General features: G+C 70.2%; 25 protein-coding genes. 4 read left to right on the forward strand and 21 right to left on the reverse strand.

The window, feature by feature from the left end; translation table 11 throughout:
- Positions 1 to 193: 193 nt before the first annotated feature.
- Positions 194 to 469, forward strand: coding sequence for a hypothetical protein (locus KY462_08900; GenBank protein MBW3577839.1), 276 nt, complete (start codon positions 194 to 196; stop codon positions 467 to 469).
- 36 nt (positions 470 to 505) lie between these two features.
- Here the strand turns inward: KY462_08900 and KY462_08905 are convergent, their stop codons facing one another.
- Entirely contained in the window at positions 506 to 844 is a 339-nt protein-coding gene (locus tag KY462_08905; GenBank protein ID MBW3577840.1) for a MerR family transcriptional regulator, read from the reverse strand.
- Positions 845 to 1116: 272 nt separating this feature from the next.
- On the opposite strand from KY462_08905, the gene KY462_08910 reads away from it, so the two are divergent.
- Entirely contained in the window at positions 1117 to 1665 is a 549-nt protein-coding gene (locus tag KY462_08910) for a DoxX family protein (GenBank protein ID MBW3577841.1), read from the forward strand.
- 208 nt (positions 1666 to 1873) lie between these two features.
- Here KY462_08910 and KY462_08915 read toward each other — a convergent pair whose 3' ends face one another.
- Together KY462_08915 and KY462_08920 are read right to left on the reverse strand one after the other, a co-directional pair.
- Complete coding sequence (locus KY462_08915; protein MBW3577842.1) at positions 1874 to 2248, reverse strand: hypothetical protein; 375 nt, start codon at positions 2246 to 2248, stop codon at positions 1874 to 1876.
- Positions 2249 to 2391: 143 nt separating this feature from the next.
- Positions 2392 to 3123: a hypothetical protein gene (locus KY462_08920; GenBank protein MBW3577843.1), complete on the reverse strand. Its 732-nt coding sequence runs from the start codon at positions 3121 to 3123 to the stop codon at positions 2392 to 2394.
- 152 nt (positions 3124 to 3275) lie between these two features.
- Here KY462_08920 and KY462_08925 point away from each other — a divergent pair, with 152 nt between their 5' ends.
- Positions 3276 to 4181 carry a TIGR03560 family F420-dependent LLM class oxidoreductase gene (locus tag KY462_08925; protein MBW3577844.1) on the forward strand — a complete coding sequence of 302 codons (906 nt, stop codon included), beginning with the start codon at positions 3276 to 3278 and terminating at the stop codon, positions 4179 to 4181.
- A 182-nt stretch (positions 4182 to 4363) separates the two neighbouring features.
- On the forward strand, positions 4364 to 5125 hold the full coding sequence (locus KY462_08930; protein ID MBW3577845.1) for a hypothetical protein: 762 nt from the start codon (positions 4364 to 4366) through the stop codon (positions 5123 to 5125).
- Between the two features lie 4 nt (positions 5126 to 5129).
- Here KY462_08930 and KY462_08935 read toward each other — a convergent pair whose 3' ends face one another.
- The 18 genes from KY462_08935 to KY462_09020 all read right to left on the reverse strand — a co-directional run bounded on the left by KY462_08935 (position 5130) and on the right by KY462_09020 (position 23775).
- Entirely contained in the window at positions 5130 to 5597 is a 468-nt protein-coding gene (locus KY462_08935) for a hypothetical protein (protein ID MBW3577846.1), read from the reverse strand.
- A gap of 99 nt (positions 5598 to 5696) precedes the next feature.
- Entirely contained in the window at positions 5697 to 6185 is a 489-nt protein-coding gene (locus KY462_08940) for a hypothetical protein (protein ID MBW3577847.1), read from the reverse strand.
- Between the two features lie 436 nt (positions 6186 to 6621).
- Positions 6622 to 7188, reverse strand: coding sequence for a phage tail protein (locus tag KY462_08945; protein MBW3577848.1), 567 nt, complete (start codon positions 7186 to 7188; stop codon positions 6622 to 6624).
- On the reverse strand, positions 7188 to 9815 hold the full coding sequence (locus KY462_08950; GenBank protein MBW3577849.1) for a baseplate J/gp47 family protein: 2628 nt from the start codon (positions 9813 to 9815) through the stop codon (positions 7188 to 7190). The genes KY462_08945 and KY462_08950 overlap by 1 nt, the downstream gene beginning before the upstream one ends.
- Positions 9815 to 10249, reverse strand: coding sequence for a GPW/gp25 family protein (locus tag KY462_08955; GenBank protein ID MBW3577850.1), 435 nt, complete (start codon positions 10247 to 10249; stop codon positions 9815 to 9817). The genes KY462_08950 and KY462_08955 overlap by 1 nt, the downstream gene beginning before the upstream one ends.
- A complete protein-coding gene (locus tag KY462_08960) occupies positions 10242 to 10589 on the reverse strand; it encodes a hypothetical protein (GenBank protein MBW3577851.1) in 348 nt (115 codons plus the stop codon). The genes KY462_08955 and KY462_08960 overlap by 8 nt, the downstream gene beginning before the upstream one ends.
- On the reverse strand, positions 10589 to 12106 hold the full coding sequence (locus KY462_08965; protein ID MBW3577852.1) for a type IV secretion protein Rhs: 1518 nt from the start codon (positions 12104 to 12106) through the stop codon (positions 10589 to 10591). Before KY462_08965 ends, KY462_08960 begins: the two co-directional genes overlap by 1 nt.
- Complete coding sequence (locus KY462_08970; protein MBW3577853.1) at positions 12103 to 12843, reverse strand: hypothetical protein; 741 nt, start codon at positions 12841 to 12843, stop codon at positions 12103 to 12105. Before KY462_08970 ends, KY462_08965 begins: the two co-directional genes overlap by 4 nt.
- Positions 12843 to 13223, reverse strand: a complete 381-nt coding sequence (locus tag KY462_08975; protein MBW3577854.1) for a hypothetical protein — start codon at positions 13221 to 13223, stop codon at positions 12843 to 12845. The genes KY462_08970 and KY462_08975 overlap by 1 nt, the downstream gene beginning before the upstream one ends.
- A 715-nt stretch (positions 13224 to 13938) precedes the next feature.
- On the reverse strand, positions 13939 to 14445 hold the full coding sequence (locus KY462_08980; GenBank protein MBW3577855.1) for a phage tail protein: 507 nt from the start codon (positions 14443 to 14445) through the stop codon (positions 13939 to 13941).
- A 10-nt stretch (positions 14446 to 14455) separates the two neighbouring features.
- On the reverse strand, positions 14456 to 15700 hold the full coding sequence (locus tag KY462_08985; GenBank protein MBW3577856.1) for a phage tail sheath subtilisin-like domain-containing protein: 1245 nt from the start codon (positions 15698 to 15700) through the stop codon (positions 14456 to 14458).
- A gap of 1 nt (position 15701) precedes the next feature.
- The gene (locus tag KY462_08990; protein ID MBW3577857.1) at positions 15702 to 16379 is read right to left on the reverse strand and encodes a carboxypeptidase-like regulatory domain-containing protein; all 678 of its coding nucleotides are present in this window, start codon (positions 16377 to 16379) and stop codon (positions 15702 to 15704) included.
- A 216-nt stretch (positions 16380 to 16595) separates the two neighbouring features.
- Positions 16596 to 17201 carry a glycine zipper family protein gene (locus KY462_08995; GenBank protein ID MBW3577858.1) on the reverse strand — a complete coding sequence of 202 codons (606 nt, stop codon included), beginning with the start codon at positions 17199 to 17201 and terminating at the stop codon, positions 16596 to 16598.
- Positions 17202 to 17218: 17 nt separating this feature from the next.
- Positions 17219 to 18535: a PASTA domain-containing protein gene (locus KY462_09000; protein ID MBW3577859.1), complete on the reverse strand. Its 1317-nt coding sequence runs from the start codon at positions 18533 to 18535 to the stop codon at positions 17219 to 17221.
- Between the two features lie 63 nt (positions 18536 to 18598).
- Positions 18599 to 19924 (reverse strand): PASTA domain-containing protein, encoded by a 1326-nt coding sequence (locus KY462_09005; protein MBW3577860.1) that lies wholly within the window; start codon positions 19922 to 19924, stop codon positions 18599 to 18601.
- Between the two features lie 206 nt (positions 19925 to 20130).
- Positions 20131 to 20457: a hypothetical protein gene (locus KY462_09010; GenBank protein MBW3577861.1), complete on the reverse strand. Its 327-nt coding sequence runs from the start codon at positions 20455 to 20457 to the stop codon at positions 20131 to 20133.
- Positions 20458 to 20713: 256 nt separating this feature from the next.
- Entirely contained in the window at positions 20714 to 22078 is a 1365-nt protein-coding gene (locus KY462_09015; GenBank protein ID MBW3577862.1) for a hypothetical protein, read from the reverse strand.
- A gap of 140 nt (positions 22079 to 22218) precedes the next feature.
- Positions 22219 to 23775: a glycoside hydrolase gene (locus KY462_09020; protein ID MBW3577863.1), complete on the reverse strand. Its 1557-nt coding sequence runs from the start codon at positions 23773 to 23775 to the stop codon at positions 22219 to 22221.
- Positions 23776 to 23793 lie beyond the last annotated feature (18 nt).

A 23793-nucleotide genomic window follows, 5' to 3' on the forward strand; every position in this document is an offset into this window, starting at 1 on the left:
ACTCCCTCACGATCCGCGCGGGAGTGTACGGCCGGGGCGTTCAACGAGGCGCGGAGCCGAGCCCCACCGAGACCGGCCGCGAGGCCGGCCTCCCGCCTCCAGACCCGCCGAACGGCGTGGTTCTCGGCATGCGCGGAGTCACTGCGCAGGCGATGATGCATGCTCCGGACGACGTTCGAGGAGGGCCCTGTCCGTGACCGACGACGCGCACCGGGTGACGTTCGCGGAGGTCGACACTGACAACCGGTGCTGGGGTTCGGGCACGACCGGGCTGGGCTGCGACCGTGAGGCGACGTTGGCGGTGGGCTTGTGCCGCGAATGTCACGCCGCGATCTCGACGCGCGTGGAGCAGGGCCGGGCTCCGCGGCGGCCTGCGCTTCCCCCAGGCGGCGTCATCGAGGTGAGCGTCGTCTTCGGCGACGGAGGGGAACTCGTGGACAGGGTCGTCGAGGCCGGAACCGAATTGTAACGAGCGATCCAGGTTCCCTATTCCTGCAAAGACTGTCTATCCATCGGTGCTATCCCCGTCGCTATCGACGGCTTCTTTTTCCCGGCGGTGTAGCTCGTCCTCCAGTTCGAGGATCCGCTCGATGCCAGCGGCGGGGATGCCCTCGTCAGCCAGGCGCATCGCGCGCGCGAGCCGCCCGATGTCATCCCGGGAGTAGCGGCGCTGGCCCGAGGCAGACCGTCCCGGCTCGACGAGACCGCGCTTGTCGTAGCCGCGCACCACCTGCGGATCCACGCCCATCAGATCGGCGACGACACCGACCGTGTACAACGGCTCGTCGGGGGCGTCCAGGGCCTTCTCCCATTCCTCCTCCTCGGAGTTCCCTGCCTCGGACATCGCGATCTTCTCCATTCCGACCCACATGGAGCGGACTCATGCTCCCCGAGCCGCTCCGGCTGGCTGTCTGACGCCTGAAGCGTCCGCTGGCGTCCACGCCCAGGACATCGGTCATCGATTATAGTCGAACTCTAGCTCTGATGAGGATACTTTCCTGATTGCATCGGAACAAACCTTACGACAGGACGTTCCGAGGATCGAGTGAAGCGACGAGTTCAGCGGGGCGGACCCCGCCACGGAACCTGATCGGAGGTGACAACGGATGATCGAACATCGGCCTGCTTGTGGTCCGGGTCGTGGTCGGCGCGCTCATCGCAGGTCACGGGCTGCAGAAGGTCGCCGGCTGGTTCGGCGGCCCGGGCGTGAACGGCCACGCGGAGGCGCTGCGGTCGCTGGGCTACCGACGTCCCCGCACCCTGTCGTGGGTGCACGGCGTGGCCGAGACCGCCGGTGGTGTGCTGCTGGCCGTCGGGTTGCTGACCCCCTTGGCCGCCGCGGCGATCCTCGCGGTGATGCTCAACGCCGCCGTCGTGGTGCACGCCCGCAACGGCCTGTGGGTCCAGCAAGGCGGCTACGAGTACCCGCTCGTGTTGGCTGCCTTGTCGGCCGGCATCGCTCTGACTGGTCCCGGCGCGTTCGCGCTCGACGCGATCACCGGCTGGGACCTGACGGGGGTGTGGGCAGCAGCCGGCATCATCGGCGGACTCGCCGTCGGTGCCGCGGTGCTCGCTGTTCGCCAGCAGCCGCAGCCCGCGGACCAGCACGGCTCGGAACGCCAGGACCCCTCGGAGCGACCGGGCACCCCTGCACACGCCGCCTGAAAGACGTTTGACCACGACGACGCCGTCGAAGACATCACGACGTCAGCAGGAACGAGAGAGGAGTGATGCAGCAGAACGCGAGGACGCCCCCCCTCCCCCGCGAGGATCCGTAGGCGTCACTGTCCCAGCAGCGGGCTGGCCTGGTCGAAGCGCAGCTCACCGACGGCGTGCTGACGGTGCGCCTTCTCGACGTTGGAGGTGGCGATCTCTAGGCGAACCTCGCCGCAGCGAACGCCAGGCTCGCGAGAGTCGCATTCGATCCGAGAATGCTGAAGAACAGCAGCCGGGTGTCGGACTTCATCTCCTTCTGGATCCCTCGCAGTTCCTCGTGCAGCGTGGACTTCAACTCGTAACGCATGCTGTCGAAGCGTTCGTCCATCCGGCCCAGCGTTCGCTCGACCCCGTTGAGACGTGACTCGACCCCATCCAGACGTGACTCGACCCCAACCAGACGCGACTCGACACCATCCAGACGCGACCGGATCCCGCCGAACTCGCCGAGCAGGACCTCTGCCACGTCCACGCCGAGTCTCTCCTCTAGGTGCGCCCACAACCGCGCGCGCCCGAAGTCATCCGCCGACATCCTGCCTCCACGTCACCACAGCGACAAGCGCGATGCTCCTCGTCCGAGGTCGGCAGCGCGAGTAGGACCCGGACACGATTGTGGAAACGGGAGGAGGGCTGGGGACGGCCCCTGCCGCGTCCTCGCCCATGTGGTGATCGAGGTCAGGAAGCCGGCGCGACCGCCCTGCCGTCGGTGACCTGCCAGACGCGGTAGGCCCTGGCTGCGGCCTGCGCCTCGGGGACGACCCACGTCCCGCCGACGACGGCGACGGCATCACGCCCCGTCCGCGCGAGCAGGTCGGCCCGCCTCCGCGCCCGGTCGACGTCCTTCAGGCCCACGCCGACCGACGCCTCGACGACCACGAAGACCTCCGTCCTGTCTTCCCGACGTCGGCCCACGAGCACGGCGTCGGCCCGGCGGAGCTCGTCGGTCTCGTCCTCGGTGAGGTGCCCGTCGGCCACAGCGGCCTCGAGCAGGTCGTCGAGCTCCCGCGGCGACAGGGTGTGCAGACCGCGAGCGATGGTGGACAGGTAGGTATGTGGGCGCTCCCGGTAACGGCGTTCGATCGCGTCACCACGCAGCCAGTCGACGTGTCCGGTCAGCGCCGAGACCTGCTCGGTCAGGCCCTCGACGATCCGCGCAAGCCGGTCCACATACCGACCAAGCTCCTCGAGGCGCTCCTCGGTCCGCACCTGCGCTGCCGCCAGCGCGTCCACGCGCCCCGCCAACGCCTCCAGCCGCTCCTCGGTCCGCACCTGCGCTGCCGCCAGCGCATCGAGAGAACGCGTCACCCGTCCCCAGTCGGTGACGCCGAGCAACTCGCGGAGCTCCGTCTGGCGCTCCGGATGTTCGCGCAGCAGGCGGAGGAGACGGTCGAGTTCGTCGCTGGTCACCTGTCGAGCGTAACCCCGGGCCCACGCCTGGACCGCGCCGTCGTCCTCGGATCCTGTGGAGACCAACGGACGCAGCCCGGGCCGTGGATACGGTCGGGGCGGAGACATCGCGAACGGGACATCGAGTGCGTCCCAAAGACAGGAGAGGGTCGATGCGGTTCAGCGTGTGGCCGGGGCCAACGCAGTCCTGGGAGTTGGTCCTCGCGCTCGCCCGGCGCGCGGATGAGACCGGCTGGGACGGGGTGTGGTTCGCCGACCACTTCATGCCCAACAGGGACGACCCGCGTGGGGACACGCTCGAGTGCTGGGCGACGATCGCGGCGCTGGCCGCCGCGGTTCCGCGTGTCCGGCTGGGCACGCTGGTGTGCGGCAACACCTACCGCCACCCTGCGGTGCTGGCGAACCAGGCCGCCGCGGTCGACGTCATCTGCGGTGGGCGCTTCACCCTCGGGATCGGTGCGGGGTGGCAGCGCAACGAGCACGACCGGTACGGCATCTCGTTCCCGTCGACGCGTGAACGGCTCGAGCGGCTCGATGAAGCGTGCCAGGTGATCAAGTTGCTCACCACACGTGAGCGCGCGGACTTCTCCGGCCGCTACTACGGACTCGACGGCGCCCCGCTGGAGCCCAAGCCCCTCCAGGACCCGCTGCCGCTCCTGGTCGGTGGCGGCGGGGAGAAGGTGACGTTGCGCATCGCCGCGGAACACGCCGACGCGTGGAACACCTGGGGCAACCCGGATGTGATGCGCCACAAGGTCGAGGTGCTCGAAGGGCACTGTGAGGACCTCGGGCGTGATCCGTCGACCATCCAGCGGAGCGCCAACGCGTTCGTCCACGTCCGCCACGACCAGGCCGAGAGCGATCGGTTGCGCGCGAGCGTCCCGGCGAGCCGCTCGATCGTCGGAACGGCCGGTGAGCTGACCGACATGATGGGCGCCTACCGCGCCGCCGGGATCGACGAGTTCATCGTCCCCGATTTCCACCTCGACGACGGCGGCGAGCGCGCCGAGTTCTACGACCGGTTCATCGAGGAGGTCGCAGCGCCGCTACGCGACTGAACTGAACGACCGCGACAGATCGTCTGCGCCACACTCCACGTTCCTGGGACGGAGGTACAACGACCGCCAGCCTCCACGACGACATCGCCGCCAAGGTGGTTTCGATCCGGGCGAGATTGTGCGACGATCGCTGCCGCGTTGCCCTCCTGACTTGTTCTGGCGTTGGGAAGCGAGCACATCCCATGGACCAACTGCGCCGCCCGTTCCTGCTCGTGGCGGTGGCGATGATCGTCCTCGTCGTGCTGGTCGAGGTGGGCAGCCGCTGGGCATCCGGCGGGGCTGCTCCGGTCGCGAGGGTCGCGCAGGTTCCCGGTCTGGAGGAACTTCGCGGCGCAGAAGCCGCATCACTAGCGCGGGTCGCGGAGCCACCCGGCCGGGGGATCTTCGCGATGGCGCTGCTGGACGGGGTACTCGCGTTTCGCATCGCACTGATGGGCATGGCGCTGGTGATCCCTGCACGCGTCCTCGGTCGCGTGCAAGGGATCGCCACGGCGGTCCTGAGCCTCCTGTTCCTACTGGGCGGCATCGGCGGCCTGCTGTTCCTGTTGACCGAGTTGAGCCTCATGGTCGGGCTGTTCACCGCCGCCCCGTTCGGCACGCTGGTCTACCTTGGCCTGTGGGGGTTCTTCCCGCGGGGCGATGCCGCCGCCCTGCTCAGCCTGCTGCTGTTCCTGAAGCTCGCGTTCGTGGTGTTCCTGGTGCTGGCACAGCCGAAATTCCTCCAGGTCAAGGCGCTGGTCGCGCTGGTGGCGACGTCGCTCGTGGCCAACCTGATCTTGGCCTTCCTCCACGGGCTGATTCCCAACCCGGTGACCAGCATCGCCGACGAGATCGGCGCCATCATCGTGGTGATACTGGGGCTGGTCTGGGCTGCGTTGATGTTGGTTGGGGCGATCCCGGGAATCGTCAAGGCAGTGCGGGTGGACCGGGCGCTGGCCCGCTGACGACCTAGTCAGCGAGCGCAAGCGAGCAGTCAGATCCGACGGTGCGGCAGAAGATGGTCGCCGTTGCCCCGTCCTGCCCCACGGGGATCTTCAGCGGGAAGTCCCCGGACTCCGGTCGCCAGTCGTCGATCACGACGTCGTCGGGATTGTTCGGGGCGAGGTCGATCTCCACCGCGGGAACGCTCGGGCGCACCGCCGTCAGGGACAGCAGACGGGTCGGGGCGCCTGCCCGTGCGATCTCGACCTGGCAGCTCGTGAGCGCAGGGATCAGGAACCGTCGGGCCGTCCGGTCGAAGCAGCCGGAAGCGATGTGCTCAGCTTCGACGGCAGGTGCCTGCCGGAGTTGGAAACGTTCCACCCAACCGTGGTCATCGGGATCAACGCTGGCCTGCTCACGGTTCGCGCCCACGATGACGAGCACGACGAACAAGAGGACGACGAGCACGATCAGGACGGTCACCTTCCCAGGCATCGCTTCTCCGGTCTGCTCATCCGCAGTGACCCCCGGTCTGCCGTGATCGGAGAGGACCTGGCGTCGTGGCGCGTGTACCCGGATCCACGGTGAGGAAGCTCACGAGGGCTGCTCCGCGGGAAGGCGGCGGACCTGTCCGGGATCGAGCGGCTGGACGGGTCGGATGGTGGCCTCGGTCGGGACCTCGATGCGGATGCATTCGGCGATGCTGTCCTTCGGGAAGCGGCGCAGCACCGTCACTGTTGTGCGTCCTCGGGGCACGTTGTCGTCACGGTCTATGACGATGACCTCGATATCGTGCCGGGCGAAGCGCGGACACCCTGCCGACAAGCGCACCTCGGCGGATGGGCCGGTCCCGATCGGCTCGTTGCCGCGGAGGTCGATCCAGACGATGTCGAGGGCGTCTGTCGGGTCGTCGTCTTCGACGTCGACCTCAAGGGTGGTGCGCAGGAACTCCTGGTCGCCGTCCGACTCGTTCGCCGTGAACGGGCTGTCCTCCGCCGCCGGCCTGATCTCCGCGATCGTCGGCCCGGGGGTACCCGTGTCATCTGCGGGCAGCGGGCCGTCCCTGGCGACAATCGCGATCACCGTCCCACCACAACCACCGCGGCGACAACAGCGGCGATCCACCAGGGGAACGGACGCGGCGAGCGCCCTTCGGGGACCTCCACGCTGATGCGCTGACTCTCGTGATGGACGTCGTCGGGATCGTCCTCGGCATGGAGCCGTGACGGGAGGCTCTGGGCGTTGCTCAACCACCTTGAGCCGGACGTGTGACGTGCCGGCCGCCGCGTCCGCCGGCACGGCCACGTCCACCGTGAACATCACCGCCTCGTCGACCCCCGCCTCGCGCACCGGTTCGCGGACCGTGTACCAGTGCTCGTGAGCGGGATCATCGGTCAACGCCATCGCACGCATCGTGCGGGCCGCGCCGGTCTTGTTCTGCACGCTGAACACCACCGACCCGGCGCGTGACGCCCCGTCCAAGGGCACGTGGTCGGTCCCGGCTCGATCGTGAAGTAGCTCATGCGCGACCGTCCTCGTCCTGCGGGGCTGGTTCCTCGTCTGGGCCGGCGGTGCGCGGGTAGACGATGTCGTATGTGGCATGCGCGGGGCGTTCGACACGGACGATCCGCTCGATCAGCGGCGCCAGGTGCGCGGCAGCCTCCGGGACGGACACCGTGACGTGGAAGCCCGGATCGGTCGCGTCGTCGACCTGGAAGCCGGAAACGCCGGTGGCGGTCTCCAGGAACAGCAGGAGCCCCTCGGCGGTGCCCCGGCGAGCCGATAGTTGGGGTGCCAGCGCGATCAGGTTGCGCAGACGGCCGAGTCCAGCGGCGAAGCGCTGTTGCGGACCGCCCTCGGCCGCGTCGGCGAGGACCCAGTCAAGGTCCACCCAGCGGCTGAGGAACGGGACCATGTTGGGAGGCGCCAGGTAGGGGTCGAGGTACTCGTCGAGCCGTTCCAGGACGGCTTCGGCAGGGGCGTGGAACTGATCCATCGCGTCGAGGAGAGCGATCAGCGGGCTCCCAGGTTTCAGGGCGGTCTGGTAGACGCCTGGCAGAAGGCGCTGGATGGCCTCGCGTCGCATCAGGTTCTCACCACCTCGACGTCGTGGTCGCCGGACACGAACAGCCACGTGGGAGGGAGCGTGACGGATTCATCGAACTCCGACCGGGATGCCCGCGTGAACTCCTCCCCGGGAGGCGTCTCGGGAGCGCCCACGCTGCGGTAGACGCCAGCCGGGCCTCCGGCCAACAGCATCGACGTGTCCGGGTCGGTGGCGAGCGTCCGCACCGGGTGGAAGCGCCCGACCTCCCGCAACGGCAGGCCCGAATCGACGGCCGGCCGCCACCACCGGCGTTCCTCGCCGCGTAGCGGCAGCCGCTGCACCCCTGCCAGATGGGAGGCACCGAAGGCGTGGTGACCGAGGAAGGCGAGCGCCCAGCAGCTCCCACCTTCCCAGCCGTCACCCAGTTGCTGCCACGTCAACTCCTCGTCCTCGAGGCGGGTCCGGAAGCATCCCTGTCCGGGGCCACCTCCCTCGGCGGCTGTCCCGGCCCACAGGAACGTGGCGTTGCCCTCGTACTGGACCGCGAGGCTGCGGACGTCCTGCCCCTCGAGACCGGCGTGGATGAACGTTCCGGCGCGGCCCTCGAGCCGGGACCGGTAGATGCCCGCCGTTCGCTGGCCAGCGAGCGCGACTGCGAGGTTCCCGCCCGGCTGGGTGTAGGAGACGACACGGTAGAACCCGAGGTCGGGTTGTCCGGGGTCGACCGAGCTGAAGGCGGCGGTGGCTTCCGGCGTGAGCGCCTGCTCGTACAGGCCCTGCTCGGTGGCGAGGAGCAACGCCGGGGTCTCGTCACGCTGGATCCATGCCAGGTCCTCGATCGGGAAGGCGAACTGCGCCACCGGCCCATCCCCCCACGTCTCTCCCAGATCGGTCGAGACGTAGACGCGACCCGCCTCTTCGCCAGCCGGCTGGGTCGTCACCGCGAGGAACCCCGGGCGGCGTCCCAAGCCGATCCGACCGGGCTCGCGCGGGTACGGCTCGATCCTGCGGACGGTCTCCCCTTCGAACCGCCAGAGCGGCTCCCACCCGATGCCGTCGTTGAGGGAACGGAACACGTCGCTGCCGCAGGCCGCATACCAAGCGGACGGCTGGTAGGGATCGGCCGCGACGGCGGTGACGTCCGCATCGGGGACCTCGTCGACGTGCAGCCGGACGCGGTCGGCCCATATCACCCCGGGCTCGGCCAGCAAGATGTCGTAGACGTCCGACACCCGCAGCGCCTGGCCGAACGGCCAGCCGGGCCACGTCTCCCCCTGCGAGGCCCGGACACGCTGACCGGTCGGGAGCGGGTTGATCGTGCGGTGCAGCCGCTCGAGGACGCGCTGGGTGAGCGCGTTCTCGTCCTCGTCCGACCGGATGCCCACCCTGGCACGGACGGTAACCGCCTTGACCTTGGCCCATTTGACGACGCATTCGATGCCGAGCGGCCGTCTGGCCTCGAGCTGGGAGGTGACCTCGGCGAGCCCATGCGGAGTGGTGCGCGCCTCCAGGTCCGCGCTGGTTACCCGTCCGCGGGATCGGACGCCAGGCTCCACATGCGGGACGATCACCACCTCCACCGACCCGCGCGGGGCGTACGACCAGTACTCGCTGCGAGCGAACGCCCGCGCCCGGCTAACCGCCCCGGACCGGCGCGCGATCAACTCGTAGTCGCGCTCAGTGACGGCGCGGTCGCGGGCGTGGAACTCGTGCGGGCCGCGGAGCGCGGCGTTCTCCGCAGACTCGGCGTCCCGTCCCCCGATGGCCCGGATCGGGTTGGTGACCTCGACGCCAGCCACCTCGTCCAGGAAGGTGGTCAGGGTCCCCGGCGCGACGTTTCCCTCCGGACCACCGCCGGTCCGGTACCAGACCAGCACGTTCAGGCCCGGTCCGGGCACCCGGGCGAGCCCCCGGACCCGCTCCGCTGCGCCGCCCGCTCCTGGGGCCGCCAGGTCGACCGCCGGGGCGAACATGATCGTGCCCTCGATCCGGTCGACGCTGTAGACCGCCGCGTCGGGCTCCAGGTCGGCGAAGTGCTCGACCTCCTGCCAGATCCGGTAGGTCCTGCCCTGATGTTCGAGTGCCGCGCCGCGGACCGTTCCCTCGGTGTCTGCGACCTCCACCGCCACGATCAGGTCGTCGTCCGCGGTCATGACCATGGGCGGTCGCGACACCCGGAGGACCTGGCCCGGTTGCCCCGACGTCACGCCGACGTGCTCGCCTTCGACCAGCTCGCAGTGGTACGCGAGCGCTTCGACGTGCTGCTGGCCGGCTGGGATCGCGGTGGCTGCGGTGAGGACGAATACGGGCTGGTCCCCTTCACCGTCGGAGGCGCCGACGCGCGTGCCGCGCGGGATCTCGAGCGACGCCGTCGTCTCCGCGGGATCGGCACGGCTGAACCGGAGCGTCGCCCGAGCGGCTCGCGGCGGGAGCAGCTTCACACCGATCAGGTTGAGGTAGGAGCGGTACGCCTTCTCGGGCACGCGGTTGAGGCGGTAGATCATCACCTCGGTGAGGTGGGCAAACGCCTCGAGGAGGGTCATCCCCGGATCGCCAGGACCCGCCTGGGCGGTCCATCGCGAGCCGGACGACCGGATGCGCTCGAGGGCTTCCTCCAGAAGTTGGAGGAAGTCCCGGTCGTCAAGATCGGGAGTCGGGATCGGCATCAGACCTCCTCCCCGTGCAGGCGCAGCGGGTACACGAACTCGCTCAGCTCCTGCGTCGCGCGCAGCCGGTACCGGATGGTGATGACGAGCGTCTCGGCGTCGGCGCCATCCCGGTTGGCGTCGACGTCCAAGACGTCGATCCGGGGTTCCCATCGGCGCAGGGCTTGGCGCACGTAATGGATGGCCAGACCCGCGGTCGTATCGTTGTTGAGCGCGAACACCAGCCAGTGGATCCGGCACCCGTACTGAGGCCGCATCACGCGCTCGCCGGGGGCCGTCGACAGGAGGAGCAGGATCGACTGCCGGACCGCCGCGGGTCCGTCGACCAGCTCGAGCGCCCCGGTCGGGGCGACCTGCAGGCCAGGGCGGGCCACCCCCGGTTCCCATTCGGGATGGGCGAACCGGAACGAGCTGACGGGACCGCCGTCAGGCATCAGCGTTGAGCAGGGTCTGCCCGGGGGTGCGGACCGAGTAGTGGAAGGTGCCCGGAGGCGCACCGTCAGTCAGTCCCTTCACCGTATCCAGGCACACCGGGTGCCCATCGATCCTGACCAGCGCCGAGTAGCCGGTCTGCACCCGAAGCGTCGTCATGCACGGCTTCTGGCCGGTCAGGGGGTTGAGGTTCGGGCACCCCACAATGGTGCGGTCCTCCGGATCGGTGGCGACCAGCAGCGGGCGTCCCTCCACCGTGACCCACCGCTGGGACGGACGGTTGCGGACCACGCCCAACTGGTGGTCGCACACCACGACGGCCGCGTCGGTCATCGCGCGCATCAACCGCGCTCCAGGTCGATGGCGTCCGCAACGACCGTGATGCGCTTGCCCGGGGCCTCGATCAGCAGGTCACATGCTGCGTGCAACCGGACCTGGTCAGGTGTCAACTCGACGAAGCTCCCGGCAGCGTTCTGCACGCGCACCCGATCGGCGGTCTCGTCGAGGACGATGCGCTGCCCCGCCCGCGTGGTGAACGTGTACCGGCGAACCCGACCGTCCTGCACGCCGGCGTCGGGCGCCGGCTCCGAACCGTACAGGCCGCCCACCACCACGCCCCGCGCCGGGTCGCCGTGCGGCAAGGCGACGAGCACGCGATCGTCGACGTCGGGCAGTGCAACCAGGCCCTTACCGGCTCCGGCTCCGGACAGCACGACCTGCAGCCATTCGGTCGGGGCGTCGTCGAAGGTGGGGAGGTGGACCTTCACCCGGCCGAGCTGTTCCGGGTCATCGACGTCCACGACACGACCGGGCGCCAGCGCCGCCGGGCGGTCCGTCCGGCGGTCGCGGGTCGGTTCGGTGCTGAACTCGGTGAGGAAGCCCGGCTCCCCCACGGTGTGGGTCGCGCTGGTCACGACGTAGCGCCCCGCGAGCCCCGGGGCGGTGTCGTCGACGCGGACGGGCGTTCCGGGGCGGATCCGGTGGTCGCCCTCGGCGACCCCCCACAGCGTCACCTCGCCAGCCGAGCGCACGTCCAGCTCGGCCTGCGCCTCGCCCCGGGTGAGATCGGCCGTGGGCGCCCCGACGTGGGCGAGAACCCGCTCGTCGCTGCCCCCCACCTGGGTCGCAGTGACGCTGGCGCCGACGTCTCTGGACGTGCGCGCGTCGCCAGCCTCCTCCCGGTGGACATCGATCCGCCGCGGGTCCCACCCGAGCGCGACGACCCGGCGAGCAGCCCGCTCCGCGTTGACCTCCGTGCGGGCCTGCCACAGGTTCCTTCCCAGCTCCAGACGAATCTCGTCCCCGGCACCCTCGAGTGTGATCAAGTGCAGCGCCCCGTCGTGGACCGTGAAGAACAGGCCCGCCCGGGCGGTGACCTCCTGGAGGAGTTCGAGGTCGCTCTGCGCGTGCTGGGTGATCTGCGGCCAACGGGGGCCGCTCTCCGCCACGTCGACGTCCAAGCCGACCGCCCCTGCGAGCTGCTCCGCCAGCTCCGCCGGGGTCAGCTGCGCGAAGGTGCGGACCTGCTGCCGCTTGCGTAGGCGGTGCAGCAGGTCATAGGCGCGTACCCGCACCACCACGCCGCGGTCACCCTCGTAGACATGCTCGACGACGGTGGTCTCGCCCTCGAACAGGGCTGTGCCGTCCGCGGCCAGCCCGACCTGGAGTTGCGTGCCCGGTTGGAGGCGGCGCCCCACGTCGAACGTCGACGGCGGGTCGACGAACGTCAGCTCCGCTTGGGTCGGGACCGACAGTCGCTGGCGGATCCGCAACGCGCTCAGCGGCCGCCGTTCCCCCTCGTTGAGGGCGGCTCCGTCGACCCGGACGAGCAGTTCGGGCAGGCTGGCGATCGCGGTCACCGCGTGGACCGCCGTGGCCGGGTCGGCGGGATCCTCAGCGCGGTGCCGGCCTCGATCCCGAACGGGTCGTCCAAGTCGTTGTAGACGGCCAGCAGTCGCCAACTGAGCGGGTTGTCCAGCGCCTGGGCCGCAACCAGGTCGGGGCGCGTGCCGGCGTACCCGCCCGCGTCGTCGCCGTCGCCGATGGCTCTGACCACCCCGACCGGCTCCGCGTCGAGATCGATGGCACTGGGTGGCTGCGGTGGTTCCGGGAACTCGCGGAACATCTCCTCGGACTCCTCGGCGACCCGGAGCAGCTTCAGCTTCAGCCAGGACCGGCGGGGGACTCCCTCGGCGGTGAAGTCGTCGAACCGCTCGGCCGCCGCGGCGACCACCCCCGGCACGTTCCACGACTTGCCCCACACGAACCGCACCAACGGGGGGCGGCGGACGCCCTGCTGCCGGGCGGTGTTCTCGGCCAGCATCATCAGCGGCCGGGTGAGTTCACGCACGTCCTGGTACAGCTCGGCAGTGCGCTCGCTGATGGTGATGTCGAACAGCAGGTCGAGGTCGAGCTCGGTCCGGCCACCACCGGTGAACAGCAACGGGTCGTCCATCAAGGTACTGCCGGTGAGCTGGCCAGCGGCGGTGCTGCGCGGTCGTACCCCGGCCGCCCGGCTGACGACCACCGTGCTGGGGTTGAGCAGGCAACCGATCCGCTGCCCGGTCTCCTCGATGAGGAAGGCGACCCGTTCCACTAGAAGCCTTCCTGCTCGCGATCGAGCCTGGCGAGGTGCTCGGTGCCGTCGCCCAGTGGCTGCGTGTCCGTTCCCGGCGACAGCGCCGGCAGGGCAGGCAGGTCGGGCAGGGCGGGCCACAGCTCCTCGGCTCGGCGCGGGGCCTGGAAGGCCGCGCTGCCGGGTGCGCCTGCGGGGCTGTCGGCCGACCGTGGCAACGGGGTGGGGGCGCTGGCCGGGTCGGCCGGGAACCGGACCGATGGGCTCTGCGGCGCGGGCTCCGGCGGGAAGCGGGGCGTGACGTGGCGCTCGCGGCCCCCGCCGGGGTCGTCGTGCGGCGGCCAGGCGGCCGGCCCGGACGCGGCCGGGGAGACGGGCTGTGGTGCGCTGGTCGCGGCCATCCCGGTGCCGTGATCGGCGAGCCGGCCGGCGTCGGACGGCGCAGCGTGCGTGTCGGCGGCGGAGGCCGGACCGGCGCCTGGCTCGGAGGCCGGCTGTGGGGGCGGCTGTGGGGGCGGGTCTGCTTCGCGCGGGGGCTGCGGTTCGAGCCTCCCCCTCGCGCCTGCGCTCGGGCCGGATACCTCGGGGTATCTGGGGCGGGGGCGGGCGTCGGCGTGGTCCATGGGCCCCGCGGTCGACGGCGTCCGAGCTGGCGCGTCCGGCTGCGCGAAGGAGGTCTGCATCTGTCGCGGCGGCGGCGGGGGGACGGCACCCGCGGTGCCAGGAGATCCCTGTTCGGCCGGGTCGTGCGCGCCAGCGCTCGGACCGGGGTTCCCGGTCTCGCCTGATCGTTGCGGCCAGGCGGTGCCGTCCGCGACCACCGCGAACGGGAGCCATCCTCCTTCCCAGGGCGGTGGCCCGTCCGGTTGGGTAGCCCCGCCTTGCACTGGACGGGCAGACGCGCGCGGCAGGTCCGCGCGCGGCGGTCCGACCGGGCTCTGGTGGGTGCGCAGTCCTGCATCGAGGAGATGCGGGGCGCGTTCCCGAAGCAGCGCGACCCAGTGGTCGGGCGCGGATCCCAGCGCGGATCCCGGCGCGTTCGGCGAGGCCCCCGGCGGGGGCTGCGTCGTCGGCGTCGCGACCCATCCGTCAAGGGTCGTCGCGACCCGCCGGAGCCTACTGGCCAGGCGCGCCAGGAGGCGGTCCCTCAGCCGGCCGACCTGTCGTGTCACGTTCGATGCCTTCGTAGACGAGCGTCAGACACTCGATGGCGAGCGCCTTGCTCATGGCGTCGAGCGGCGCCCCGACCCAGCGCGTGGGCCAGGCCCGGGTGAGGTTCCAGCGCAGCACCTCCCCGACGGCGTCCTGGTCGCGCATCACGATCGAGACCTCCCGCCGGTCGATCTCGCCGGCCGCCGCCGACATCAGCCAGTCCCACATCTGGTCGGACTGGGTCAGCCCGTAGCACAGCGTGATCTCCGCGTAGTCGACCTGCCCGGGGATGTACCGGGGCGTGACGTTCGCGCCGCCCTCCCGGTACTTGATCGCCTCGACCTGGACGCCCATGCCGGACACGCTTGTGAAGTGGCCGTTGCCGATGCCCTGCACCTCGACGTGGAAACGGAACGACCGGAGTGGATCGGTGACGCTCCCCGGTGCGGCCGTTGCACCTATCTCAGCCATGCTGCACTCCTCAGCTCTCGCCTTCGCCGGCCTCGACGCCGCGCTCCGTGTGGGTGATCTCGAAGATGACGAACTCGGCCGGCTTGACCGGGGCGATGCCGATCACGCATCGGACCTCGCCCGCGTCGACGCTCTCTGGGGGGTTGGTCTGCTCGTCGCAGCGGACGAAGAAGGCCTCGTCGGGTGTCCGGCCCATCAGCGCCCCGTCGCGCCAGACGCGCGTCAGGAAGGCGCGCACGTCACGGCGGATCCGGTTCCACAGCTGGTAGTCGTTGGGCTCGAAGACGACCCACCGTGTCCCCTCGGCGATCGACTCCTTGAGCATGTTCACGAGCCGGCGCACCGGCACGTAGAGGTACTCGCTGGCCGCGTCGGCCAGCGTTCGCGCCCCCCACACCATGATCCCCTCGGCCGGGAAGTAGCGCAGGCAGTTGACGCCGCGCGGGTTGAGGACCCCCTGCTCCTCGCGGGTGACGCGGTAGGTGAGGTTCAGCGCGCCACGGACCGGTTCGTTCGCCGGCGCCTTGTGGACGCCCCGCGTCGCGTCGGTGCGGGCGTAGATCCCAGCCAGACTGCCGGAGGCCGGTGCGGTCACCTGCCCGGGACCGAACGGGTTGCCGACGACGACCTGAGGGAAGTAGACCGCGGCATGCGTGCTGTTGGGCGGCCGGTACCCGCCCGCGCCAGACAGGCCACCGCCGCCACCCCCGCCTTCGCTTGTGGTGTCCTCGTCCTCGTCGCCACGCTCGCTGCGGCGGGACGTCGTGGGTTCGGCGGTGGCCACCTCGGTCAAGCGCTCGACGCGATCCACATCCGCCGGGGCGTCCAGGATCGCGAAGCGGTCCTCCATCTTCTCGCAGTGGGTGATCAGCGCCTGGTACGACTCGATGTCGGTACGGCCGGGCGCTGCCACGATCGCGAGCTCGTCGACCGCCTCGAACAGGCTGAGCCCCTGCCTGGGACCTGTGATCTCGGCGTCCTCGGATCCGAGGTTGACGATGTGAAGTCGCCGGCCACCGTTGTCGAAGAACCCCTGGACGGCCAGCGCCAGCGCGGTCGGCTGGGGATCGTCGACGTCGGCGAAAGTGTCGACGAACCGGGGCCACCCTTCGACGGCCACGATCTCGTTGACCCGCGCGTTGCTGTCAGGCGCCACGCCGACGAACCCTGCGGTGCTGGTGCCGACCCTTTGGATCGGACGGGCCCCTGAGGGGACCTCTCGGACGTAGACGCCGGGCGTCAGGTAGGTGGTCACGTCATTCCTCCTGCATCTCGCAGCGGATCACCAGCGGTTCGCCGTCGGTCGCGACGTCCGCGGTCGCGACGAACTGCCGGCCTTTGGCGCTGATGCGGAACCGCTGCTGGCCTTCCCCGCGGGGGACCGACGGGAAACCGAAATGCCCGCGCTCGTCGCTGTAGGCACGACGGTCGAGGCCGACCAGCTCGATCCGAGCATGAGGGATCGGCACCGACCCGGGACCGACGATCCGCCCCTCCAGCGTCCCGACCGCCGACAGGTCGACCGCCAGCGGCCGCACCACCAGGGAGACCTGCGGCTTGGGCCGCGGCACGGTGACCTCCACGTCCACGACGAACGACGGGCGAGGTGGCACCCCAAGGGCCAACCAGACCTCGGGCGGCAGCGCGCCGAGGTCGACGTCCCAGTCGGGCACCTGGAGGGCCGTCACCAACAGCTCCTGCAGGCGGCCGGCGGCGTCCTCGCCCTGCGTGAGCACCAGGCACCGCAGCCCGAACCTCAGCGGCTCCCGGTGGCCGGCGTCGCGCAGCTCCTGACGAGGACTCAAGGCCAACGGGTACAGGACGACGTCGGCGTCCGCAGCCGAACCGGGCTCCTCCCTGCTGATCGTGACCGGCCCCAGAACCGACTGCGCCCACTCCCGCAGAGCCTCCTCTACGTGGCGAACGGATTCCACCCTCGAGTCTCGTTCTACACGGGAACACGCGCCGCGTACCGACGCCCCAGGTCAACCCCGCGCACATCTGCGCCCGTCGGGATCCTAGCGCAATCCGTGCGGATAAGGCAGACCTGATGCAGTTCGGATTCACGGCCGTCGACGGTCGAATCCGGTGCGCCCCAGGCGAGGGCCAGCGCCGTCGGGGTTCGATCGACCTCAGCACGGAGCTGACCCTTACACCGCGTACGCCCATTCCTCGTGCCACGTGTGGGGATAGACGCCACACATGAAGTAGTCCTTGAAGGAACGGATCGGCTTGCTCTGGTGGTCGTGGTAGAGGAGCCAGTAGGGCAGGACCGTGGCCAGGACGTAGTTGACCATCACCAGGGGCACGTAGGTGGGACCGAAGATGCGGGCCTGGACGACATGCATGTACTCGTGGTTGGCGGTGTGCTTGGAGGTTCCTGCTTCGACGTTGCCGATGGTCGTGGCGAAGCCGGGAAAGAGACCATCCCGGAGCACGACCGTGCTGCGGGACTCGCTCTGCGTCTTGTCTGGACGATTGCCGAGGACCAGGTTGAGCGTCAAGAAGAGGGAGCCCAGGATCGTGTTCGGCAGGCTCCAGGTGTGGTCGACGATCAAGAGCCAGACCCCGCGCGCATCGTTGCCGTAGCTCTTCGTGACGACGACGGCGACGGCATGCACGACGCCCAGCGCCAGCCCGACGGCACCGAACGCGACACCGCTCGCGGGGTTCATGGCCGCGCCGCCCAGACCGAGCGCGGCCGTGTTCGTGATCACACGAACGATCGCGACCGTGGCGGCGTAACTTGTCGGCATCGGAGTTGTCTTCCCGGTCAGTCGACCGGCGCATCCGATGGAACTCGCTGCGGGTCCGAGGCCTCAGAGCCTGCGCCGGCACCCAGGTGGCCGTCGTTCCCCGCCCCGCTGGAGTCCTCCGCAAGTTGCCCGGTTTGTTCGTCGAACCGCCAGTAACCGACAAGGCCGGGAAGGTCACCGCTCAGCGTCTCGTTCATCGTTGCCGTGACGTCGTTCTGCGAACGTGCCACGTTCCAGACCCGGACCTCATCGATCAAGCCGTGGAAGGAGTCTTCCCAGATGCCGATGAGCAGCACGTTCGCATTCGAGACCTGACCAGTGTGAGGGGCGACGTCGAGCAGTTGGCCATCCCGATAGATGCGGATCTGGGCGCCATCGTAGGTGGCTGCCAGATGCTGCCACTGGCCGACCTGGAGGTTGCCAACTCCTGAGCTCGCAGAGTCGCATCCGGGAACGCAGACGCTCAGCCCCCATCGACTGTGGTCGTTGCGGTCAAGGAACAGGGTCCACGCGGAGCCGGAGAAGGGCGGGAGGGTTTTGGCGTGTTGAACGACCGCAGCGAAGCTTCCGTTAGATGCCACCGATTGTGGTCTGACCCACGCCTCCACCGTGAACTGGGTCTGGAAGTTGAAGTCGCCTGTTGTGTTGGGGACGCTGACGAAGTCGTTTTCCCCGTCGAACTGCAGGGCGCCGTTCGGCACACCCGACGACACGACGAGGTCGACGGCGGTGCCCGGCTCGACGTCCGTGCCAGCCGCAGGGTCCTGCGCGACGACCCGACCTTCCGGCTCCTCGTCGGAGGGCTGCTCGGTGACGTCCCCGAGCGCCAGACCAGCGGAAACCAACCGCTCCTGCGCCGCCTCGACGGTGAGCCCGCCCACGTCAGGAACACCGACCCCGCCGTCGTTGCCGACGACGATCCACATCACCACCGCCACCGCGACCACCGCGACGACCACCGCGACGATCCACCACGGGAACTTCCCCCCACCGTCCGGCGGGACCTGGACCGGGACCTGCTGGCTGACGTCGTGGACGTCGTCCGGGTCGTCCTCCGCGACCGCCGTCAAGCGGAAGTGGTACCTCCCGGCCTCGACCTCGGGGGGCACCGCGACGTCCACGGAGAACTGCAGCGTTTCGTCCACACGAGCCTGCTGCACGGGCTCCTTGACGGTGTACCAGTCCTCCTGGGCTGGGTCCTCGACCGAGACGCGCGAACGGATCTGTCGAGCGACGCCACTCTTGTTCTGCACGCTGAACACCACCGATCCGCGACGCGTGGACGTGTCAACAGCGACGTGGTCGGTCCCTGGATCGATGGTGAAGTACGGCACCCCGGTTCCTTCCTCATGTTCGCGAGACCACCACGTGTCAGGGATGGCTGATCCCGGTGGCGATCAGGGGCATGCGACGCGAACGGCCGACTCAGCGAGTACCTCGTCGGTGTCACGGTCGGCCGCTGTGACACGGTAAGTCCCCGGGGGCTGCCTCCGCCCGACAAATAGCTCAACGCGGAAGCCCCCGCGCTCGTCTGCGGTGACACTGGGAGCACTCGCCGAAGAGTTTCTGCCGAAGAAGGTGACGGCCACCTGCTTGCCCGGGCTGAAGTTCGCCCCCGTCACGGTCAAGACGAACGCGCCACCAAACTCGGCGCAGTCAGGAGCGGCGTTCAGGGTGGGTCGCGGACCCTTTGACACGGTGAGGCGGACGGTCCCACCCGGGCGCAGGATCGCGCCCGGCACGGGCTCCTGTTCGACGACGACCCCCTCTGGGACGGTCTCATTGAAGACCTCTGCCCCGACTTCGGCTTCCAACCCGAGGGAAGAGAGTTCGGCGATCGCCTCGTCAAGGCCCGACCCGACCACGTCCGGGACCTCGATGGGCTCCGGCCCTGTCGACACGACGAGGTCGACGTCGGCGCCCGGCTCGACGTCGGAGCCGGCCGCAGGATCCTGCGCGACGACCCGACCTTCAGGCTGCTCAGCGGAGGGCTGCTCGGTGACCTCACCCAGGGCCAAGCCGGCAGACGACAATCGCTCCTGCGCCGCCTCGACAGCCAGGCCGATGACTGCGGGGACCGCGACCGGTGAGCGGCCCGACGACACGACGAGGTCGACGGCGGTGCCCGGCTCGACGTCGGAGCCGGCCGCAGGATCCTGCGCGACGACCCGACCTTCAGGCTGCTCAGCGGAGGGCTGCTCGGTGACCTCACCCAGCGCCAGACCGGCGGAAGACAACCGCTCCTGCGCCGCCTCGACGGTGAGCCCGCCCAGGTCAGGAACACCAACCGCGCCATCGTTGCCGAGGACGACCCACATCACCACCGCCACCGCGACCACCGCGACCGTGACCACCGCGACGATCCACCACGGGAACCCACCGTCCGGCGGGACCTCGACCGGGACCTGCTGGCTGACGTCGTGGACGTCGTCCGGGTCGTCCTCCGCGACCGCCGTCAAGCGGAAGTGGTACCTCCCGGCCTCGACCTCGGGGGGCACCGCGACGTCCACGGAGAACTGCAGCGTTTCGTCCACACGAGCCTGCTGCACGGGCTCCTTGACGGTGTACCAGTCCTCCTGGGCTGGGTCCTCGACCGAGACGCGCGAACGGATCTGTCGAGCGACGCCACTCTTGTTCTGCACGCTGAACACCACCGATCCGCGACGCGTGGACGTGTCAACAGCGACGTGGTCGGTCCCTGGATCGATGGTGAAGTACGGCACCCCGGCTCCTTCCGGCGTTGCGTCACGGTGCGCGCCCATCGCGCCTTGGACGATCCGGCTGGACGGGGGAAATCTAGACGACCGTCACCGAACCCGGTGGGGCATGCCTCCCCAGCCCTCGGCTCTGGCGCCGGCGCGTGCTGGGGTGACCGCGCCGGACCGCATGGGGATCGATCGACCGTCGGACGCGGCGTGAGCAGGTTGCGCTACGCGGTTACCAGTGAGACGACCAGTGCGATCACATAGAGCCCGAAGATGACGATCCAGGGCAGTTGGTCGATCTCCTTGACGGTCCCACCGAACCGGCGCTTGAACGGGTCGACCCTGGGCTGACTTCGCGCCCCAGAGACCCACGCGATGATCGCGCTGATCACCGTGGCGACACCGAATGCGATAGCACCCCCATTTGGGCCCAGGGCGCCCACGATGACCAGCACGACACCCACCAAGATGATCAGCCCGAAGCCGACCCAGTTCGGGATGGCATCGAGGAGGCGCGTGAAGGGCCCGCTTGCCGGACTTGCGCTGCTCATTTTTCTCCGCCTACGCCGCTTTTACCGTAGAACCGCAAGCTGTGACTTAGAGCTGATGAACCGCGGGTTTCTCCCCCTCACCTGCCAGGAGCCCCGGGGCCTGCGACCGGGGGAGCCGCCAAAGTGGTCGACTCAGTGCTTTTCCGACTGGCGTGCTTCGGTGTGGTATGCGACTGTCATACTCGCTCAGCAATACCGTGTCAAGGGTTGGCGGGTCCACTGGGTCCGCGCCGGCGACGACACGACCTCCTCTCGGTCACGGCCGGTAGGCGTCGATGCAGCTCTGGGCGATCGGCGCCTCCCCGGGGAAGGTCGCGTCGCCGGCTGCGGCCAGCACCGAGCCGTCCGGGAGCAGGGCCGCCCCGTGCTCGCTGCGTGGGCAGTTCATCTCCCCGGCGCTGACCCATGCCTGCTCGCCGGGGTCGTACCGCTCAGCGGATGCGAGCGAGGTCCGTGTTCCCTGGTTGAAGAATTCCCCGCCCACGACGAGGACCGTGCCGTCGCCGAGCACGGTGGCGGTGTGGCCGCGACGTGCCTGCCGCAGCGTCGCCGTCTCGGAGAACGCGCCCCGTGCCGGTTCGAAGACCTCGGCGGACGCGATCGCGCTCGTCCCCGCATCTCCTGCCGCCACCAGGACACGCCCGTCGTCGAGCGGCACCGCCGCATGGTCGGTCCTGGGCTGCGCCATCCGCCCGGTGCGGCTGAACGTCCGGGTGTTGGGGTCATAGAGCTCGGCGGACGCGACCGGACCGACCTCGTCGCCCTCGACGCCGAGCCCCCCGGCGATCAGAACCCGCCCGTCGGGCAACAGCGTCGCGGTGTGCTCGAAGCGCGGAACGAGCATGTCGCCGATCGGCGTCCACGTCTCCGAGGCGGGGTCGTAGACCTCGGCGGTGGCCGTCGGACGCACCGTCTGGCCCCCGCCGCTGGCCGCCCCGCTGTCACCGGTGCCGCCGGTGACCAGGACCATGCCGTCGTTCAGGACCGTTGCGGTGTGGCCGAGGCGGGGATGGCGCATCCCGGCGGTGGGTTCCCAGGAGCCGGTGGCAGGATCCCACAGTTCGGTCGATGCCAGGAGCCCCTCGGCCGAGATGCCGCCGGCGGCCAGCAACCTGCCGTCGTCGAGCAGGACGGTGCGGTGTCCCCGGCGTGCCTGTCCGAGATCCCCCGAACGCGTCCACGCGTCGCTGCCGGGGTCGAAGATCTCGGTGGCCGGGACGGGAACGCTGCCGAGGCCGCCTCCGACGACCGCGACCCGCCCGTCGGGCAGGCTGACCGCGCTGGTCGATCCGCGCACGGCCGTCAGCGCCGGCAGCTTCGACCAGTCCCCGACCGGAGCGGCGGCCGGCTCCGTCTCGGCCGGCGACCCGGGCAGGATCCCGCCGAGGATCAGGGCGCCGGTCAGGATCCCCAGGCCCAGCACGGCCGCCCCGATCGCGAGGAGCAACCGACGACGCGAGGTCGGCGCCTGGGAGGCAACCGACGGCGTGGCACAGGCCTCGCAACGTAGTCCCACGTCCGTGCGCACCATGCAGCGGGGACAGATCGGGGCGTCGCATTCCGCGCACGTCAGCTTGGTGCGCGCGCCGTGACGCTCACACTCCAACACCTGGTCGGCCATCACCGTCTCCTGCGACGAACGGGTTGCGCCGATCCGAGCCGGTCGCGGCCCCGCCAGGTCGGCGTCTCGCGCAGCACCGCGGTCCGGGCGGACGGTACAACCGCACGGTCGGGTCGTCGTGAGGCGCGCGGCGAGCCGGGTCACGCACCGCTGTGTCGACGTCGGGCTCCCAGCAACCACCATGCCGTGAGGGCGACGACGGACCCGGCCAGCGCCCCGAGGGTCACGGTGCGTCGCACAGCCAGCGCGTCGCGGTCGGGCATGCGCACCTGGGCGGCGACCAGGTCCTGGCGGCCGGTCGCTTCGTCGCCGAGCCGGGTGTCGGTCCAGACCGCCAGCGCAGCGGCATCCCAGCTGTCCAGCCCCAGCCGGGAGCCGAAGTCGACCGGCAGGTGCGGGGCCGCCTGGGGCCCGACTCGGGAATCGAACGACGCGGACGACACACGGACGTTTCGGAACGGCTGGTCTGCGTCGGGGGAGGAGGCGAGGAACACGTCGGTCATGACGTTCTGCGGGTCGCGGCGCCGGTCGTAGAACACGACGTCGACCCGACCGTCGGGCGAGACCGCCGCCTGCGGCAGGTACTGGTCGGTGCCGTCGTCGGCCGGGTTGTTGTTGACCCGCGTCAGCCCACTCCAGCTGCGGCCATCGGGTGACCGACGCAGGAACACGTCCCGGTCGCCGTTGCGGCCATCGGCCCAGACGGCGATGAGTCCTCCCCCGGGACGTGCGGCGATCGACGGGAAGGCCGGCGTGAACACGAGGAACCGTTCGGTCGGGACCACCTCGGAGTCGATCTCCGTCCCCTCCGAGAAGCTGCGGCCCCGGTCACCCGAGCGGGTCACGACCAGCGCGAACGGCTGGTCCCAAGCGGGCCCCTCGAGGTTCTGGAAGTCACGCACGTCGCCCTTGAAGTCCTGGTAGACGACGACCAGATCACCTGCCGCATCCACGACCGGTGACGCGGCACCCACCCGCTGGCGGTCGGGGTCGCTGACGCGGGTCGGCTGGGAGAACGTCCGACCGCCGTCGTCAGACCGGACCGCCACGATCGGGGCCTCGCCCACCAGCTGCAGCGTCCCCACGTCGGTGGCCTGCAGGTAGGTCACGTGGATGGCGCCGTCGGGGGCGATCACCACACGGGCCTGGAACGCCAACTCACCCGCGACCCGCCCCACCTGCGTCAGCGACTGCCCACCGTCGTCCGAGCGGGCGATCCACAGGTTGTCGGGGACGTTGCCGGGGCCGGTGAGGTTCACGTACGTCACGTACAGGATCCCGTCCGCGGTGAACGCGGCGTCCGGGGCGTAGGGGCGGTCCAGGCCCTCGGGGAGCGGAAGGGACGTCGTCCGCCACGTGCCGCCCCCGTCCACGGTCCAGTGCAGCAACGCGCGGAACTCGGGCCGGTCGACCCGGCTGACCACCACGAGGTTGTCGGGGTCCAGCGGGTTGCGTGCGGTGGACGGTGAGTTGTGCGCGTCGATCGGGCCGGTGGGGTTGACGAACTGGTTGCCCTCGACGACGACGTCGCGGTCGGCCGTGAGCCACAGGACCGCCCCGACCGCCCCGACCGCCCCGAGCAGCGCCGCGACGAGCGCCAGCACCGGCCGTGCCAGGCCGATGGCGGAGCGTCCCGGACCGTCCCCATCACCAGCGCCACGACCAGCGCCACGACCAGCGTCACCGCCGGTCGTCACGTCCGGTCCGCGTTCCCC

The organism is Actinomycetota bacterium, from assembly GCA_019347675.1.
GTDB lineage: Bacteria > Actinomycetota > Nitriliruptoria > Nitriliruptorales > JAHWKO01 > JAHWKW01.